The 15,387-nt window shown below is 71.7% G+C and carries 17 protein-coding genes; 12 read left to right on the top strand and 5 right to left on the bottom strand.

Annotated elements, in window-relative coordinates; all coding sequences use genetic code 11:
• Positions 1–41: 41 nt before the first annotated feature.
• The 3 genes from JOD54_RS31970 (at position 42) to JOD54_RS31960 (ending at position 1,695) form a co-directional block, all read left to right on the top strand.
• Positions 42–203 (top strand): hypothetical protein, encoded by a 162-nt coding sequence (locus tag JOD54_RS31970; RefSeq protein ID WP_204455655.1) that lies wholly within the window; start codon positions 42–44, stop codon positions 201–203.
• The gene (locus JOD54_RS31965) at positions 200–1,087 is read left to right on the top strand and encodes a polyprenyl synthetase family protein (RefSeq protein WP_204455654.1); all 888 of its coding nucleotides are present in this window, start codon (positions 200–202) and stop codon (positions 1,085–1,087) included. The genes JOD54_RS31970 and JOD54_RS31965 overlap by 4 nt, the downstream gene beginning before the upstream one ends.
• 440 nt (positions 1,088–1,527) lie before the next feature.
• A complete protein-coding gene (locus tag JOD54_RS31960; RefSeq protein WP_204455653.1) occupies positions 1,528–1,695 on the top strand; it encodes a hypothetical protein in 168 nt (55 codons plus the stop codon).
• Here JOD54_RS31960 and JOD54_RS31955 read toward each other — a convergent pair.
• The 3 genes from JOD54_RS31955 to JOD54_RS31945 form a co-directional block, all read right to left on the bottom strand.
• Complete coding sequence (locus JOD54_RS31955) at positions 1,674–2,096, bottom strand: hypothetical protein (protein ID WP_204455652.1); 423 nt, start codon at positions 2,094–2,096, stop codon at positions 1,674–1,676. The two genes, JOD54_RS31960 and JOD54_RS31955, sit on opposite strands and share 22 nt — an antisense overlap.
• 1 nt (position 2,097) lies before the next feature.
• Complete coding sequence (locus JOD54_RS31950; RefSeq protein ID WP_204455651.1) at positions 2,098–2,430, bottom strand: hypothetical protein; 333 nt, start codon at positions 2,428–2,430, stop codon at positions 2,098–2,100.
• Positions 2,431–2,522: 92 nt separating this feature from the next.
• Complete coding sequence (locus tag JOD54_RS31945) at positions 2,523–2,702, bottom strand: hypothetical protein (protein ID WP_204455650.1); 180 nt, start codon at positions 2,700–2,702, stop codon at positions 2,523–2,525.
• A 128-nt stretch (positions 2,703–2,830) separates the two neighbouring features.
• On the opposite strand from JOD54_RS31945, the gene JOD54_RS31940 reads away from it, so the two are divergent.
• The 8 genes from JOD54_RS31940 to JOD54_RS31905 all read left to right on the top strand — a co-directional run bounded on the left by JOD54_RS31940 (position 2,831) and on the right by JOD54_RS31905 (position 11,878).
• A complete protein-coding gene (locus JOD54_RS31940) occupies positions 2,831–4,429 on the top strand; it encodes an acyl-CoA carboxylase subunit beta (protein ID WP_204455649.1) in 1,599 nt (532 codons plus the stop codon).
• Positions 4,430–4,434: 5 nt separating this feature from the next.
• Positions 4,435–6,336 carry an acetyl/propionyl/methylcrotonyl-CoA carboxylase subunit alpha gene (locus tag JOD54_RS31935; RefSeq protein ID WP_204455648.1) on the top strand — a complete coding sequence of 634 codons (1,902 nt, stop codon included), beginning with the start codon at positions 4,435–4,437 and terminating at the stop codon, positions 6,334–6,336.
• Positions 6,333–7,490, top strand: a complete 1,158-nt coding sequence (locus JOD54_RS31930) for an acyl-CoA dehydrogenase family protein (RefSeq protein ID WP_204455647.1) — start codon at positions 6,333–6,335, stop codon at positions 7,488–7,490. Before JOD54_RS31935 ends, JOD54_RS31930 begins: the two co-directional genes overlap by 4 nt.
• A gap of 22 nt (positions 7,491–7,512) precedes the next feature.
• Positions 7,513–8,106, top strand: a complete 594-nt coding sequence (locus JOD54_RS31925; protein ID WP_204456913.1) for a TetR/AcrR family transcriptional regulator — start codon at positions 7,513–7,515, stop codon at positions 8,104–8,106.
• A 132-nt stretch (positions 8,107–8,238) separates the two neighbouring features.
• Positions 8,239–9,546: a hypothetical protein gene (locus JOD54_RS31920; RefSeq protein WP_204455646.1), complete on the top strand. Its 1,308-nt coding sequence runs from the start codon at positions 8,239–8,241 to the stop codon at positions 9,544–9,546.
• Positions 9,547–9,885: 339 nt separating this feature from the next.
• On the top strand, positions 9,886–10,404 hold the full coding sequence (locus JOD54_RS31915) for an ATP-binding protein (RefSeq protein WP_204455645.1): 519 nt from the start codon (positions 9,886–9,888) through the stop codon (positions 10,402–10,404).
• A 32-nt stretch (positions 10,405–10,436) separates the two neighbouring features.
• Positions 10,437–11,435, top strand: a complete 999-nt coding sequence (locus JOD54_RS31910; RefSeq protein ID WP_204455644.1) for a LacI family DNA-binding transcriptional regulator — start codon at positions 10,437–10,439, stop codon at positions 11,433–11,435.
• A 185-nt stretch (positions 11,436–11,620) separates the two neighbouring features.
• Positions 11,621–11,878, top strand: coding sequence for a hypothetical protein (locus JOD54_RS31905; protein ID WP_204455643.1), 258 nt, complete (start codon positions 11,621–11,623; stop codon positions 11,876–11,878).
• Between the two features lie 32 nt (positions 11,879–11,910).
• Here the strand turns inward: JOD54_RS31905 and JOD54_RS31900 are convergent, their stop codons facing one another.
• Together JOD54_RS31900 and JOD54_RS31895 are read right to left on the bottom strand one after the other, a co-directional pair.
• Positions 11,911–13,857, bottom strand: a complete 1,947-nt coding sequence (locus tag JOD54_RS31900) for an EAL domain-containing protein (RefSeq protein ID WP_204455642.1) — start codon at positions 13,855–13,857, stop codon at positions 11,911–11,913.
• A 432-nt stretch (positions 13,858–14,289) separates the two neighbouring features.
• Positions 14,290–14,703, bottom strand: a complete 414-nt coding sequence (locus JOD54_RS31895; RefSeq protein WP_204455641.1) for a 2-oxo-4-hydroxy-4-carboxy-5-ureidoimidazoline decarboxylase — start codon at positions 14,701–14,703, stop codon at positions 14,290–14,292.
• Positions 14,704–14,803: 100 nt separating this feature from the next.
• Between JOD54_RS31895 and JOD54_RS31890 the strand changes: the two genes are divergently transcribed.
• Complete coding sequence (locus tag JOD54_RS31890) at positions 14,804–15,361, top strand: lipoprotein (RefSeq protein ID WP_204455640.1); 558 nt, start codon at positions 14,804–14,806, stop codon at positions 15,359–15,361.
• The last annotated feature ends 26 nt before the right edge of the window (positions 15,362–15,387 follow it).

Here is a 15,387-nt window from a genome sequence, read left to right as displayed (position 1 = left end):
TCGACTCGACGAGCGGGTGTCGTCGTCGAACCATCGAGGACGTGGCCGATCCCAAGGTGTTCTGCCCGCCCCCGGCGGCAGCCGAGACCAAGCGCGTTTCCCCGGCGCGGCGCGACCCGCAGCGGGCCGCCCCGCCCGGCTACCGCGCGTTCGGCCGCGGCGGGGTCTGGCACCGGGACACGGCGGGCCGGTGGTACCGGTGACCACCGACGCGGAGCTGACCGAGCGGCTGTGGGCGGCCATCGCGGCCCGCTGGGCCGGTGACGACCCGATCTCCACCGCCGCCAGGTACGCCATGCTCCCGCCGGGCAAGCTGCTGCGCCCGCTGCTGCTCGTGCGCGGCGCCCTGGCCCTCGGCGGCGCCGTCGAGGACGCCGTTCCCGCCGCCGTCGGGATGGAGTGCGCGCACGTCGGCGGCCTGATCCACGAGGACCTGATCGACCAGAGCGGCGTCCGCCGCGGCCGCGTGTCCGTGCACAGCCGCTTCGGCGAGGGGACGGCCATCGCCACCGCCAACGCGCTGCTGTTCACCTGGTTCGAGGCACTGGCCGATTCGGGGGCCGCCGCGGACACGCTGGTCGAGGTGATGCGGGTGCAGGCCGACGCGGGCCGCTTGGCGTGCCGAGGGGTCGCGCTGGAGCTGGCGATGGCCCAAGAGGCCGACATCCCGGTGTCGACCTACCTGGAGATGGCCCACTACAAGACGGCGGCAATGACCGCGGCGGCCTGCCGGGTGGGAGCGCTGCTCGCGGGGGCGGCCCCGCAGCGCACTGCGGCGCTGGCCGGGTTCGGCGAGGCGCTGGGCATGGCCCTGCAGATCCGCGAGGACCTGGCCCCCCACCGCCCCCACGGCGACCACCCCACCGGCGCGGTAGCCCGCCGCCCGACCCTGCCGGTCCTGCTCACCCAACACCGGGGCCAAGTCCTCATCGACGCCGTGCACCAGGCCACCGACCTGGCCGAGCACTACGTCGACCGAGCCCACGCCCACCTCGCCCAAATCCCCGACAGCCCCCACCGGCGCGCCCTGGAGGCCTGGACCCGTGCGGACCAGCTCCCCGGCCCCCGATCCAGCCACGACCACTAGCGCGGCCCGGCGATCCACCCCTCGGCTGGGCTTGCCACACCTTCACCGACCCCGGCGTGAAGCCCGACGCGACGTCGAGCCGCGACCGGGGGCCGCCATCACCTCGCCGGGTTCGCCGCCGAGGTGCGCGAACGCCTGGCGGCCCGCACCCGAGGCCGATCATCCCGGCGCCGGTGTCGGCGAGGTACCCGCCGCGGCGCAGGGTGCCGCATGCGGCCGCTGACATCCTCGGCCTGCGTGCACGGACCTGCCCGTGCACGCACGGCCGAGCAACCGGGCGGCGAGCAGATACGCCGCGGCGCACCTGCGTGACCCGCACGCCCACGGCGCGCGCGAACACCTCAGGCCGATACCGGTGCGTGGTCGTCCCGGCCCGCCCGCGAGGCCGATCATCCCGGCGTCGGTGTCGGCGAGTTACCCGCCGCGGCGCAGGGTGCCGCATGCGCCCGCCGACGTCCCCGGCCGCCTCGAAGACGTGCGCGAACCTGCCCCGCGCGCAGGCCGAGCGATCGGGCGGCGAGCAGGTCGCCGAGGTCGACGCCGCTGCGCACCTGCGCGGCCCGCACGCCCACGGCGCGCGAACACCTCAGGCCGATACCGGGGCGTAGTCGTCCCGGCCTGGCCGCCCGCACCCGATCATCTCGGCGGCGGCGCAGGTGCGCATGCGGCCGCCGACATCCTCGGTCGACTCTAAGGCGTGCCCGGACTTGCCCCGCGCGCGCAGGCCGAGTGACCGGGCGGCGAGCAGATCGCCGGGGCCGACGCCGCTGCGCAGTTGCGCGCCTGTGGCGCGCGAACACCTCAGGCCGATACCGGGGCGTGGTCGTCCGGGCCTGGTCGCCCGCACCCGATCATCTCGGCGGCGGCGCAGGTGCGCATGCGGCCGCCGACGTCCCCGGCCGCCTCGAAGACGTGCGCGGACCTGCCCCGCGCGCGGGCTGAGCGACCGGGTGGCGAGCAGGTCGCCGACGCCGCTGCGCGCCCGCATGCCCACGGCCGGCGCGAACACCTCAGGCCGATACCAGGGCGTGGTCGTCCGGCCTGGCCGCCCGCACCCGATCATTTCGGCGGCTGCGCAGGGTGCGTATGCGGCCGTTGACGTCCTCGGTCGACTCGAAGGCGTGCACGGGCATGTCCTGTGCGCGCAGGCTGAGCGACCGGGTGGCGAGCAGGTCGCCGAGGCAGACGCCGCGGTGCACCCGCACGCCCATGGCGCGCGCGAACGCCTCAGGCCGATTCCGGGGCGTGGTCGTCCTGGCCTGGTCGCCGCACCCGATTATCTCGGTGGCGGCGCAGGTGCGTATGCGGCCGCCCACGTCCCCGGCCGCCTCGAAGACGTGCACGGGCCTGCCCCGCGCGCGGGTTGAGCGACCGGGTGGCGAGTAGGTCGCCGACGCCGCTGCGCGCCCGCACGCCCACGGCGGGCGCGAACGCCTCAGGCCGATTCCGGGGCGTGGTCGCCCCACCCGATTATCTCGGTGGCGGCGCAGGTGCGCATGCGGCCGCCTACGTCCCCGGCCGCCTCGAAGACGTGCGCGAACCTGCCCCGCGGGCAGGCCGAGCGACCGGGCGGCGAGCAGGTCGCCGACGCCGCGGCGCACCTGCGCGCGAACACCTGTCAGGGCGAAGCCAGCGCGGGCTCGTCCCGCCCGCACCCGAGCGCTCTCGTTCGCGTGGTCGCCCGCAGGAAACAATCAAGCGTGCATGCTTGAAAAGCGGGATCCCCCGTGCCACGGTGGGGTGGTGACAGTGCTGCGCTCCTCGGTCGACCCCGGTGCCGCCGACTTCAAGGCGAACCGCGAGGGCATGCTGGCCAAGCTCGACGAGATCGGCGCTGAGCAGGCGAAGGCCGTGGCCGGGGGTGGGGCGAAGTACCTGGCCCGGCACCGCGAGCGGGGGAAGTTGACCGCGCGGGAGCGCGTCGAGTTGCTGCTGGACCCCGATTCGCCGTTCCTCGAGTTGTCGCCGCTGGCGGCCTGGGGCACCGACTTCGCCGTCGGGGGGAGTCTGGTGACCGGGATCGGGGTGGTCGAGGGGGTCGAGTGCCTGGTCAACGCCAACGACCCGACGGTCAAGGGTGGGGCGATCAATCCGTGGGGCATGCGCAAGGGGTTCAGGGCCGCCGACATCGCCGCGCAGAACCGGTTGCCGACCATCAACCTCGTGGAGTCCGGTGGGGCTGACCTGCCGACCCAGAAGGAGATCTTCATCCCCGGCGGGCGGACCTTCCGCGACCTCACCCGCCAGTCCGCGGCGAAGATCCCGACCGTCGCCCTGGTGTTCGGCAACTCGACCGCGGGTGGCGCCTACCTGCCGGGGATGTCCGACCACGTGGTGATGGTGCGCGAGCGGGCCAAGGTGTTCCTCGGCGGTCCGCCCCTGGTCAAGATGGCGACCGGGGAGGACGCGGACGACGAGTCGCTGGGTGGGGCCGAGATGCACGCGAGGGTGTCCGGTCTGGCCGACCACCTCGCCGAGGACGAGCGGGACGCGATCCGCCTGGGCCGCCGTGTCGTGGCCCGGCTGAACTGGCGCAAGCAGGGGCCCACCCCCGCGGCCGACTACGCCGAGCCGGTGCACGACCCCGAGGAGCTGCTCGGCATCGTGCCGACCGACCTCAAGGTCCCGTTCGACCCGCGCGAGGTCATCGCCCGGGTGGTTGACGGCTCTGACTTCGACGAGGTCAAACCCCTCTACGGCACCAGCCTGGTCACGGGGTGGGCCCAGCTGCACGGCTACCCGATCGGCATCCTCGCCAACGCCAGCGGTGTCCTCTTCAGCGAAGAGGCGCAGAAGGCCACCCAGTTCATCCAGTTGGCCAACCAGACCGACACGCCGCTGTTGTTCCTGCACAACACCACCGGCTACATGGTCGGCAAGGAGTACGAGCAGGGCGGCATCATCAAGCACGGCGCGATGATGATCAACGCGGTGTCCAACTCGCGGGTGCCGCACCTGTCTGTGCTGGTTGGTGCCTCTTACGGCGCTGGCCACTATGGCATGTGCGGCCGCGCCTACGACCCCCGCTTCCTGTTCGCCTGGCCCAGCGCCAAGTCCGCCGTGATGGGGCCCGCGCAGCTCGCCGGGGTGCTGTCCATCGTCATGCGCCAAGGCGCCGAACGCCGTGGCCAGCCCTACAACGAGGAGCACGACGCCGCGATGCGCGCCATGGTCGAGGGGCAGGTCGAGGCGGAGTCGCTGCCGATGTTCCTGTCCGGGATGCTCTACGACGACGGCATCATCGACCCGCGCGACACCCGAACCGTGCTGGGCCTGTGCCTGTCGGCCATCCACTCCGGACCGGTCGAGGGCGCCACCGGCTTCGGCGTCTTCCGGATGTGAGCGCCGTGATCCGCTCCCTCCTGGTCGCCAACCGCGGCGAGATCGCCCGTCGCGTGTTCCGCACCGCTCGCACGCTCGGCCTGACCACCGTCGCCGTGCACTCCGACCCGGACGCCGAGTCCCCGCACGTCATCGAGGCCGACACCGCCGTCCGGCTGCCCGGCGCCGCCCCCTCGGACACTTACCTGCGCGCCGACCTGCTGGTCCAGGCCGCGCTCGACGCCGGTGCCGACGCCGTGCACCCGGGTTACGGGTTCCTCTCGGAGAACGCCGGGTTCGCCCGTGCCGTCCTCGACGCCGGGTTGACCTGGGTCGGACCCGCGCCGGAGGTCATCGAGCGGATGGGCTCCAAGATCGAGTCCAAGCGGCTGGTCGAGGCGGCAGGCGTGCCGGTGCTGACCGCGGTCGACCCGGTGACCGAGGCCGACCTGCCGGTGCTGATCAAGGCGTCGGCCGGGGGCGGTGGCCGCGGGATGCGGGTCGTCCGCGACCTGGCGGACCTGGACGCCGAGTTGGCCACGGCGAGCTCGGAAGCACTGTCCGCCTTCGGCGACGCCACCGTGTTCTGCGAGCCCTACCTGGAGACCGGGCACCACGTCGAGGTGCAGATCATGGCCGACCAGCACGGCACCGTCTGGGCGGTCGGCGAGCGCGAGTGCTCCATCCAGCGCAGGCACCAGAAGGTCGTCGAGGAGGCCCCCTCACCGCTCGTCGAGCGCATCGGTGGAATGCGCGAAAGGCTGTTCGACGCCGCGAAGGCCGCCGCGAAGGCCGTTGGGTACACCGGGGCGGGCACGGTCGAGTTCCTCGCGGACGACTCCGGCCGGTTCTACTTCCTCGAGATGAACACCCGCCTGCAGGTTGAGCACCCCGTCACCGAGATGGTCACCGGCCTGGATCTCGTCCACCTCCAACTCACCATCGCCGAAGGTGCCCGCCTGCCCAGCGAGCCCCCTGCGTCAACCGGCCACGCCATCGAAGTCCGCCTCTATGCCGAAGACCCCGCCAACGACTGGCGTCCGCAAACGGGAACCCTGCACAGGTTCGAGATCCCGACCGAGGACGTCCGCGTCGACTCTGGAGTTGAGACCGGCTCAGTTGTTGGCGTGCACTACGACCCCATGCTCGCCAAGGTCATCGCTTGGGCTCCTAATAGGACTACCGCCGCCCGCGTGCTCGCCGGAGCTCTTACGCGTGCGCGCGTGCATGGGGTGCGAACCAACCGCGACCTGCTTGTCCAGGTACTGCGCCACGACGCGTTCCTCGCGGGCGACACCGACACCGCGTTCCTGACGCGTCACGACCTCACCGCGCCTCTGCTCGATCCCGACGCCGAGGCACTCGCCGCACTCGCTGCGGCCCTCGCCGACGCTGCGGCGAACCGGGCGAGCGCGCGTGTGCTGGGCAGGTTGCCGAGCGGGTGGCGCAACGTCGCCTCGCAGCCGCAGGTCAAGGTGTTCGGCGAGCACGAGGTCCACTACCGGGTCGACCGCGGCGAGCTGGTCGGGTTCGACGGAGTGCACCTCGTCGAGGCTCGTCCCGATCTCGTTCGACTATCAGTCGGCGGCGTGCGGCACAGTTTCGCCGTCGCCCGCGCACCCGGTTGGTCCTTTGTGGATACAGCGGCGGGTTCCGCCGCGTTCGAGGTGCCGGAGCGGTTCCCCGACCCGGCGACGCGCGTGGCGGCCGGGTCGCTGCTGGCGCCGATGCCGGGCACGGTGGTGCGGGTCGCCGTCGCCGCGGGGGACCAGGTGGCCGCCGGGCAGCCGCTGCTGTGGCTGGAGGCGATGAAGATGGAACACCGGGTGGTCTCGCCGGTGGCCGGTGTTGTCACCGAACTGCCGGTGGCCCCGGGTGACCAGGTTGACGTGGGTCGGGTTCTGGCCGTCGTGGAGGAGGGGTCGTGAGTTTCGTCGAGTCCGAGGAACGGCAGGCGCTGCGCAAGGCGGTCGGGGACCTGGGCCGCAAGTACGGGCACGAGTACGTGCTCAAGGCGGCGCGGTCGGGCGGTCACACCACCGAGCTGTGGAACGAGGCGGGCGCGCTCGGGTACCTGGGCGTCAACGTGCCCGAGGAGTTCGGCGGTGGGGGAGGCGGCATCGGTGATCTCGCCGCCGTGTGCGAGGAGCTCGCGGCCGTAGGCGCTTCCCTGCTGCAGATGGTCGTATCGCCCGCCATCTGCGCCACGATCATCGCCCGGTACGGCACCGAGGAGCAGAAACGTCGGTGGTTACCGGGATTCGCGGACGGCACCGTGCGGATGGCCTTCGCCATCACCGAACCGGACGCGGGGTCCAACTCCCACCGCATCACCACCACCGCCCGCCGCGACGGGGACGAGTGGCTCCTCACCGGCAGCAAGGTCTACATCTCGTGCGTTGACGAATCGCAGGCCGTGCTGGTGGTCAGCCGTACCGAGGACGCCAAGACCGGCAACCTCAAGCCGGTCCTGTTCATCGTGCCGACCGATGCCCCTGGGTTCACCTACCAGCGCATCGAGATGGACATCGTCTCCCCCGACCACCAGTTCAGCCTGTTCCTCGACGACGTGCGGCTGCCGTCGGACGCCCTGGTGGGGTCCGAGGACGCCGCGCTGATGCAGCTGTTCGCGGGGCTGAACCCGGAGCGGATCATGGCGGCGTCCTTCGCCGTCGGCATGGGCCGCTTCGCGCTGGACAAGGCCGTCGAGTACGCCAAGACCCGGCAGGTCTGGAAGCAGCCCATCGGCGCCCACCAGGCCGTCGCGCACCCGTTGGCCCAGGCCAGGATCGAACTGGACCTGGCCAAGCTGATGACCCAGAAGGCGGCCTGGCTCTACGACGCGGGCGACGACATGGCCGCGGGCGAGGCGGCGAACATGGCCAAGTACGCCGCGGGCGAGGCCGTGGTGCGGGCTGTCGACGCCGCCGTGCAAACCCACGGCGGCAACGGTCTGGCCAGCGAGTACGGTCTCGGTGCGCTCGTCGCGGCGTCCCGGCTGACCAGGATCGCCCCGGTGAGCCGAGAGATGATCCTGAACTTCGTGGCGCAGTTCACCCTGGGGCTGCCCAAGTCGTACTAGCGCAGGAGGGCCAGTGGGTGAGGTGGGTCGCGAACCGCGCCAGGACCGCAGCCGCGCCACCCGGCAGCGGCTGCTGGAGGCCGCGGTGGACTGCCTCGCCGAGGTCGGGTGGACCGGCAGCACGGTGGCCGTGGTCGCCGAACGCGCGGGCGTCTCCCGCGGCGCCGCGCAGCACCACTTCCCGACCCGCGAGGACCTCTTCACCGCCGCCATCGGCTACGTGACCGACCAGCGGTTGGCGTTCCTGCGCTCCGCGCTGCCGACCCTGCCCGCCGGTCAGGACCGCACCCGGTTCGTGGTCGAGGCGATCGGTGAGATGTACGCGGGCAAGCTGTTCAAGGCCGCCCTGCAGCTGTGGGTCGCGGCGGCCTCGGACGAGCAGTTGCTGGCCCAAGTCGTCCCGCTGGAGGCCAGGGTTGGCCGCGAGGCGCACCAGGTGACCGTGTTCGCCCTGGGGGCCGATGAGACCCGCCCGGGTGTGCGGGAGGTCGTCCAGGCGACCCTGGACCTCGCCAGGGGGCTCGGCCTGGCCAACCTGCTCACCGACGACGCCAAGCGCAGGCGCCGGGTCCTGGGCGAGTGGGCGGTCGTGTTGGGCAGGACCCTCGACGGGTAGCCCTTCGCCGGTTGCCGTGGTGGGGCGGCCGGACGCGCCAGTGGTATGTCCGGTGAACAGCGCAGCTTCTTCCCACGTCGGGAAACCCCCTGGTAACGGCGCTAGCGTGAGCGGCCGACCGGGGAGGCGATCATGAAGAGGGCGGCTCTTGTCGCGGTGGCGGCGGTTCTGCTGGCGAGCACTGCCGCCGGGGCGGACCCGGTGGGCGCGCCGACCTACCGCGAGTGGGCGGGGACGGGGATCGCCGCGACCGAAGGGCTGTTCAACGGCCTCTCCGAGGCGGTTACCCGTAGCCGGACCAAGATAATCGGGTCCTACGACACCACCGGTAGCCCCACCATCACTCCCCGCGCGAACTGCGTGGTCCCGCGAACCCACACCATCGCCGCCAAAGACGGCTGCCTGCAATTTGCACGGGCGGGGACGTACAACACCCTCCCCGAGGACGCCGTCTACTTCCCCATGGGCCTCGCCCCGATCACCTACGCGACCGCCGAGACCACCATCGTCCCGAAAGACCTGCACACGCAGTACCTGGGCGCCCTATACAAGTGCCAGATCCCCAACGCGCCCTACAAGCCGCTGCTGCCGCGCTACGGGTCGACCGTCCGCACCGAGTTCATCCGGTCGATGTTCTGGGGCGTCGACGACGGACCCGATTTCACGACCCGATTCCCGTGCATCCAGGACACCGTTGACGGCGTGCCGATCGAGGAGAACAACGGTGCGCAGCTGACCCTGCCCAGCCAGTTGATCCCCTATGGCGTGCCGGGCTACTTGGCCCAGCTCAACGGTCTTGTGCCTGGCAACAACGGCGGCGCGGGCATCGGGCGCTTGGACGAGATCTCCAGCGTCCGGATAGACCCGGAGATCCCGGCCACGGCCATCAGCTACGCCATGCACGAGAGCGGCAACCGAGACCTGACGGATGCTCAGCTCCGGAAGATCTACACCTGCCAGGACACCGCGTACAGCCCCGTGCTGCCCCGGTACGGATCGTGGGTGCGGCAGGGGTTCCTGGGCAGGCTGGGCATCCCGGACCGTCCCGACCTGTCGACGGTCTACCCCTGCGTGCGCGACGGCGGCGTCGAACACGACGACGGGACCGTGCTCACCGGGCGCCGCGACATCGTCCCGTTCTCCGTCCAGTCCTATGTGGACCAGGTCAACACCCTGTTCGACGACACCAGGGCGCGGACCCTGATCGGCCGGATCGGCGGGGTGAACCCGGTGGCGGGCAAGCGGACGCACCTGGGCCACGGCGTCTACACCGTGGTTCCCAAGGCGCTGGCGGCGAAGGCGGCACCGGTCTTCGGCGAGGGCGGGCTGGTGTGCGCGCGCGGCGCGGTGATCCGGTACTGGGGCTTCGTCGACGAACTCGGCTGCGGCCGCCCGTTCCCCGGCTCGCTCGACCCGAGGGCCCACCTGCCCCGGGGATGAGGGGTGGTTCCCGGTCCGGGCAAGGGACACCGGGCCGGGAACCGCCGCCCCCGAGGTCTCACGGCGGTGTCGAGACCGGACCGCGCCGACGAATCCGCGCGGCCGTTCGGGGTGTCGCGGGCGGACAGCGTGGAGTCCGGCCGATCTTGTCGGTACGGTCGTCGATGAGCTGACGCGCGGAGTCGGGCCCACATCCCCTGGCGGGCCCGGGATCGCGGCGGTGGGTGACCGCGTGACCGGTTGTGCGCACTCTCCGTAAAGGAGACGACCTGGGGTGCCGCTACCGATGGGTGACGTGGCACCATCTCCGCACGCGTGGGGACCGGGAAGGACGCCTCGATGAACAACCGGACCGAACAGATGGACGACCTGCAACTGGTCGCCCTGCCTACCGCTGTCGGGTGCACGGAGATGTTCGTGCGGTTCTCGGCGACCGAGTGGAACCTGCGCCCCATGCGCGACGCCGCCGCGCAAGCGGGCCGGGCGCTGGCCCAAGCCGTCGTCGGTGCCGCGGACCCGAGCAACCCGGGCATGCTCACCGCGCGGATCAGGGTCGCCGGTCCGGACCTGGTCATCGAGATCGAGACCCCCAGGGTGGTGCGCACCCCGGCCATTCCGGACGGCCCCCGGGTGGGCGTCACCGAATTGGGGGTCGGGCGTTATCTGCTGTGGGCGAGCCTCCCGTTGCCGGGCGGCATGAGCGCGTCCTCGGTGCCGCTACCCCGGCGGCAGCGCAGGCCCTCGCCCGCGGCGGCGATCGAGGCGGCGCGCGACCCGCTCCCGGATGACGGTGACGACGTGATGCAGCGGATCCTGTTCGGCCTGGCCAACAAAGCCCAGGACCGGCACCGCCGCTGACCAGGACGGGTGGGGCACTGATCGGAGTGAGGATGCGAGGATCGCAGGCCCCGACGTTGGAGGCGGTCGCGCGGGCGGCCGGGGTGTCCCGGTCGACGGTGTCGCGGGTGATCAACAACCTGCCCGGGGTGAGCAAGCGGGCGAAGCTGGCGGTGGACCGGGCCATCGCCGAACTGCGGTACGTGCCCAACCAGGCCGCCCGCAACCTGGTCACCCGGCGCACCAACTCGATCGCGCTGGTGGTGTCCGAACGCGGCGACCGGGTGTTCAGCGACCCGTTCTTCGCCAAGATCCTGCGCGGCGTCTACGCCGGGATGGCGGGCAGCCGCAGGCAACTGGTGCTGCTGATGGACCAGGACCGCGACGACGGCGCCCTGGAGGCCTACCTGTGCGGCGGCCACGTGGACGGTGCCGTCGTGGTCAGCCTGCACCGCGGCGACCCGCTGCCCGCCCGCCTCGTCGAAGCGGGCTTACCCGTGGTGCTCGTCGGGCGACCGCTCGGTGAGGTCAAGGTCCCCTACGTCGACTCCGACAACTTCACCGGCGCGGTCACCGCGGCGCGGCACCTGGTCAGCTCCGGCAGGCGCAGGATCGCGACCATCGCGGGCCCGCAGGACATGGCGGCCGGCGTCGACCGGCTCAACGGGTGGCAGGCGGGGATGGTCGAACCGGCCGACCGCATCGCCTACTCCGACTTCAGCGTCGACGGCGGCGCCCGCGCGATGGCCGAACTGCTCGACCGCTACCCCGACACCGACGGCGTCTTCGCCGCGGCCGACATCATCGCCGTCGGCGCCCTGCGCACCCTCGCCGAACGCGGCAAGCGGGTCCCCGACGACCTGGCCCTGGTCGGCTTCGACGACTCCGTCCTGGCCACCACCACCGCCCCCCAACTGACCACGGTCCGCCAGGACGTCGAGGAGTTGGGCCGCACCACCACCTGGCACCTGCTGGCGCAGCTCGCGGGTGAACAGGTCCTGCCGCCGTCGGTGCTGCTGCCGACGGAGCTGGTGCAGCGCTCGTCAACCTGATCGCACCCCGCACGCGACCGTTCACCACCGGTCACGTGGTATCCAGCGGCCGGGTTGCCTCCTCTTATCTCACGATAAGGTCACGTTAATAACGTCGGTGGGGGTCAATTCCGATGCAACCCCGTGAAGGGGTCAAGCATCTGAGGTGTTGACCGATACTCCACCGCCAAGGGGGATGACAGACCATGAGTGAGCCTGCCGATCAGCTGAGCCACCGGGCCCGCGCCATGCTGCGCGCGGTCGCCGAGGGCCGGGGACACCTGGCCAGCGGCAGCGAGCCCGACCTCTACATCGACGGCGTGCCGTGCTGCGACCAGTTCACCGCACACCTGCTCACCCACGACGGCCTGATCACCGCCACCCACGGCCGCTTCGGCGAACTCGTCCCCGCGACCCTCACCACCGCGGGCACCACCGCCCTCGGCGTCGTCCTCGCGGCCTGACAATTCTTTCACGCGCGACTTTCCCCGTGGCGCTAGGCGAACAGCGGGCCTGAGGCCAGATCGGCGCCCGCCTGGGTCCACCACTGCGCTTGGGCCGGGTCGGTCAAGCCGGTCACCAGGACCGAGATCCCCACTTCCCGCACCATCGGGATCAGCTCCAGCGTCGCCCGGGTGAACAGGGCGGTCGGGTCGGGTTTGGTCAGGCGGCGGACCACGTGTTCGGACATCCGGACGGTCTGGATGGGGAGGTCTTCCAGGCAGGCCAGGTCGCCCCGGCTGCGGCCGAAGCCGGTGAGCACGGAGCGGACACCGATGTCGACCAGGACGTTGAGGTTCTCCTCGGCGGGCATGTCCGGGGCGCACAGCGACTGCACCGGCATGCCCAGTTCTAACCGGTCGGCCTCCAGGCCCGTCTCGGCCAGCACCCGGCGCACCACCATGACCAGGTCCGGATCGGCGGCCTGCTCCGGGGTGAGTTCCAGGTACAGCGCCGAGCACGCGGCCGAGGCGACCTGGGCGGCGTGGTGCAGCACCCAGTGTCCCAAGGGGACACCCAGGCCGGTGTCGCGCAGGATCTGCTCGAGGCGGTCGCTGCCCAGGGTGCCGAACTTGGGGTGCTCCCAGCGCAGCAGCGCCTGCGTGGAGATCGGCGCGCGGTCGGCCAGCGACACCAGCGGCCACAGGTCCAGGTCGAGCTCACCGTTCTCCCAGGCGCCGGGGATGCCCGCGGCCAGCCGGTAGTGCTCGCGGTAGCGCAGGTTCTGCTCCGGGTCGACCATGCACCACTGCCTGCGACCGTGCAGCTTCAGCCTGCGCCTGGCGATGTCGGTGGCGCGCAGCAGTTCGTCCGGGTCGCTGGTCGGCGACGGCAGGCTCATCACCGCGATGGTGGCCGACGCCGCGACGCCTTCACCGTCCACATAGGTCGCTTCGGCGAGCACCTCGTTGATCTCGGCGGCGAAGGTGCCGACGTCGAGGTCGCCGGGGCCGTGCACGAGCATGATGCCGAACTCGTCGCCGGTGAGCCTGGCGACCACGCCGGGGTGCTCGCCGACGACCGCGCGCAACCGGGTGGCCACCTCGCGCAGCAGGTGGTCGCCCGCGTCCCGGCTGATCCCGTCGTTGATCACGGCGAAGTCGTCGAGGCCGAGGTGGAACACCGACACGTCCGCGCCCGCGCTCAACGCCTCCTCCAGCCTGCCGAGGAACGCGTGCCGGTTGGGCAGGCCGGTCAGCGGGTCGTGCGTGCCCTGGTAGCTGAGCCGGTTCTCCAGCAGGTACAGGTCGGAGATGTCCTCGACCATGGTCACGTGGTGCGCGGGCAGGTCGTCGCGGTCGCGCAGCAGCGACACGCCGATGCGCACCCAGGTGGGCTCACCGTCGGCGCGGACGAACCTGGTCCGCTCGTGCAGCGAGTCGCACACGCCAGCGGCGAGTTCGTCGTAGAGTTCGCGCAGGTGCTCGCGGTCCTGCGGGTGGAACAGCTCGTCGACCGAATCCGGCTCCAGCGCGCCCGGTCGGTGGCCGAGCATCTGCGCGAGCGCGTCGTTGGCCCGCACCGATCCGCCGTCGAGGTCGGAGATCACCATGCCCAGCGCGGAAGTGGTGAACAGCTCTCGGAAACGGCCCTCGCTGGCGCGCAGGTCGCGCTCGAAGTCGGCCAGTACCAGCGCGTCTGACGGTCTGGCCGCGACCGCCTCGGCGAACCCGCTCGCCAACGCGGCCAGTGCGGTCGCTGTGGCGTCCACTGTGGTCAGTCGGAGCAGGCCGGAGGCGAGCGCGGACACGCTGACCTCCAGCGACCTCGGGTCCCGGTACCCGGCGGCGACCAGTGCCGCACCGACCTCGCCCGCGCGCGCCGGATCGGCCACGACGCCCGCGATCAGCTCGTCGAGCTCGCGCGCGGGCATCGCCCGACCCGCGCTGACGACCGTGGTCAACGCGGCGGCCCACTCGGTGGCCAACTCAAGCCGGTCCACGCCAGAGAAGTCCTCGCCCGCATTCGTTCCGACCGGTTCTGACTGAGAGGTATCAGAGGTACCACTGTGCACCCGAACGTGTACCAAGCGCCACCCCATCGGCCCAAGTCAACCCGGAGATTTTTAGTCCAAACGGGTGGGTCGCCCCACCACCGGCGGTGCTACGCCGCCGACCGCACTACCCGCGGTGTCCCCGGCGGTCGCGCGCGGTGGACAGGCGGCGGTGCGGGTTCGGCGTTCACGCCCGGGGGAACCCATCTGGCGGACTCGGCCACGGAGAGCACCTCTGCTTCAGCGATGGTGCCCCTCAGATTACTGACAAACCCCCGCGTCCGAACGGGTCATCCTTGGTCGGTTCCGGTGCACCGAGAGTGATCATCATCTGCCACGTGGCAGATCGCCACCTGGCCCGGAACGGGCCACTGTGGACGGTCAGAGCACCAAGCCGCGCAACCGGACCGCGACCACCTTGGCCAATTCGGCGACCGCCTCCGCCCGCTCCGCCGCCCGGCCGTTGCCCGAGCGGTGCCGCAGCCTGGCCAGCACCGCGGCCCTGGTCATCTGGTCGGCGCACAGGACGAACGGGTGCCCGAACCGGTGTTCGTAGATCAGCTCGCCCCGGCCGAGGTCCGGCCACCGCCGCCGCACCCGGGTGACCTGCTCGAGCAGCGGCACCACCTCGGTCCAGTCCAGAGTGGCCAACACCGCGGCGGAGACCTCCTCCACCTCGTCGAGCGAGCGGAACGGCCGCTGCGCGCGCACCTCCCGCACCCACCGCGCCGACCCGCAACACCGCAGCAGATCGGCCTCATCCGCCCGGTTCACCACCTCAAGCAGCGACGCCATCCCCCCAGTAGACACCCGCGACCGGCGCGGATCGAGCCCCCCGAGTGCGCTGATCGGTGCCCGGCGACCACTGGTGATCTTGGTGCCCTAGGGTGCCGGTATGCGTGCCGCTGTTGTCGTGCTGTCGGTGGTCGGGCTGGTGGTGGGCGGGGTGGTGCTCGCCGGGTGCGGGTCGGACGCGCCGGATCCGTGGGCCGACGGTGACGTCCCCGCTGCTGCCGGGACCACCGAGTCCTGCCTGAGCGGGGCGGTGCTCGACGTCCCCGCGGGCTGGCGGGCGCAGCGGCCGGAGAGCTACTCGTCGGGCGGCGGGCAGTTCCGGCTCGACCTCGAGTGCACGATCGGCACCGGGAACTTCAGTGACGGCGAAGTCAAGGTGTACAAGGGATCCGGGGACCCGGAGCCGCGCGAGGTCCTGCGCGACACCATCGACTCGGGCTACGAGCACGCCGACGTCGAGATCCGCGACGCCACCATCGGCGGCTTCCCGGCGGCGGAGGCCACGTGGCGGGTGGGCGACTACATCGACCGCGCCTTCGTCGTGCGCACCGACGGCAACCTGACGATCTTGGTGCTCGTCGACCGCGCCAAGCGGGACAACTACGAGGAGTCGGTCCTGCCGGTGTACCTGCTGGCCAAGAAGTCGATCAGGTCGTGACGACGGGGCCCGGCCACCGCGGTGAC

The organism is Actinokineospora baliensis (genome assembly GCF_016907695.1).
GTDB lineage: Bacteria > Actinomycetota > Actinomycetes > Mycobacteriales > Pseudonocardiaceae > Actinokineospora > Actinokineospora baliensis.
This window is presented reverse-complemented; position numbering and strand designations above follow the sequence as displayed.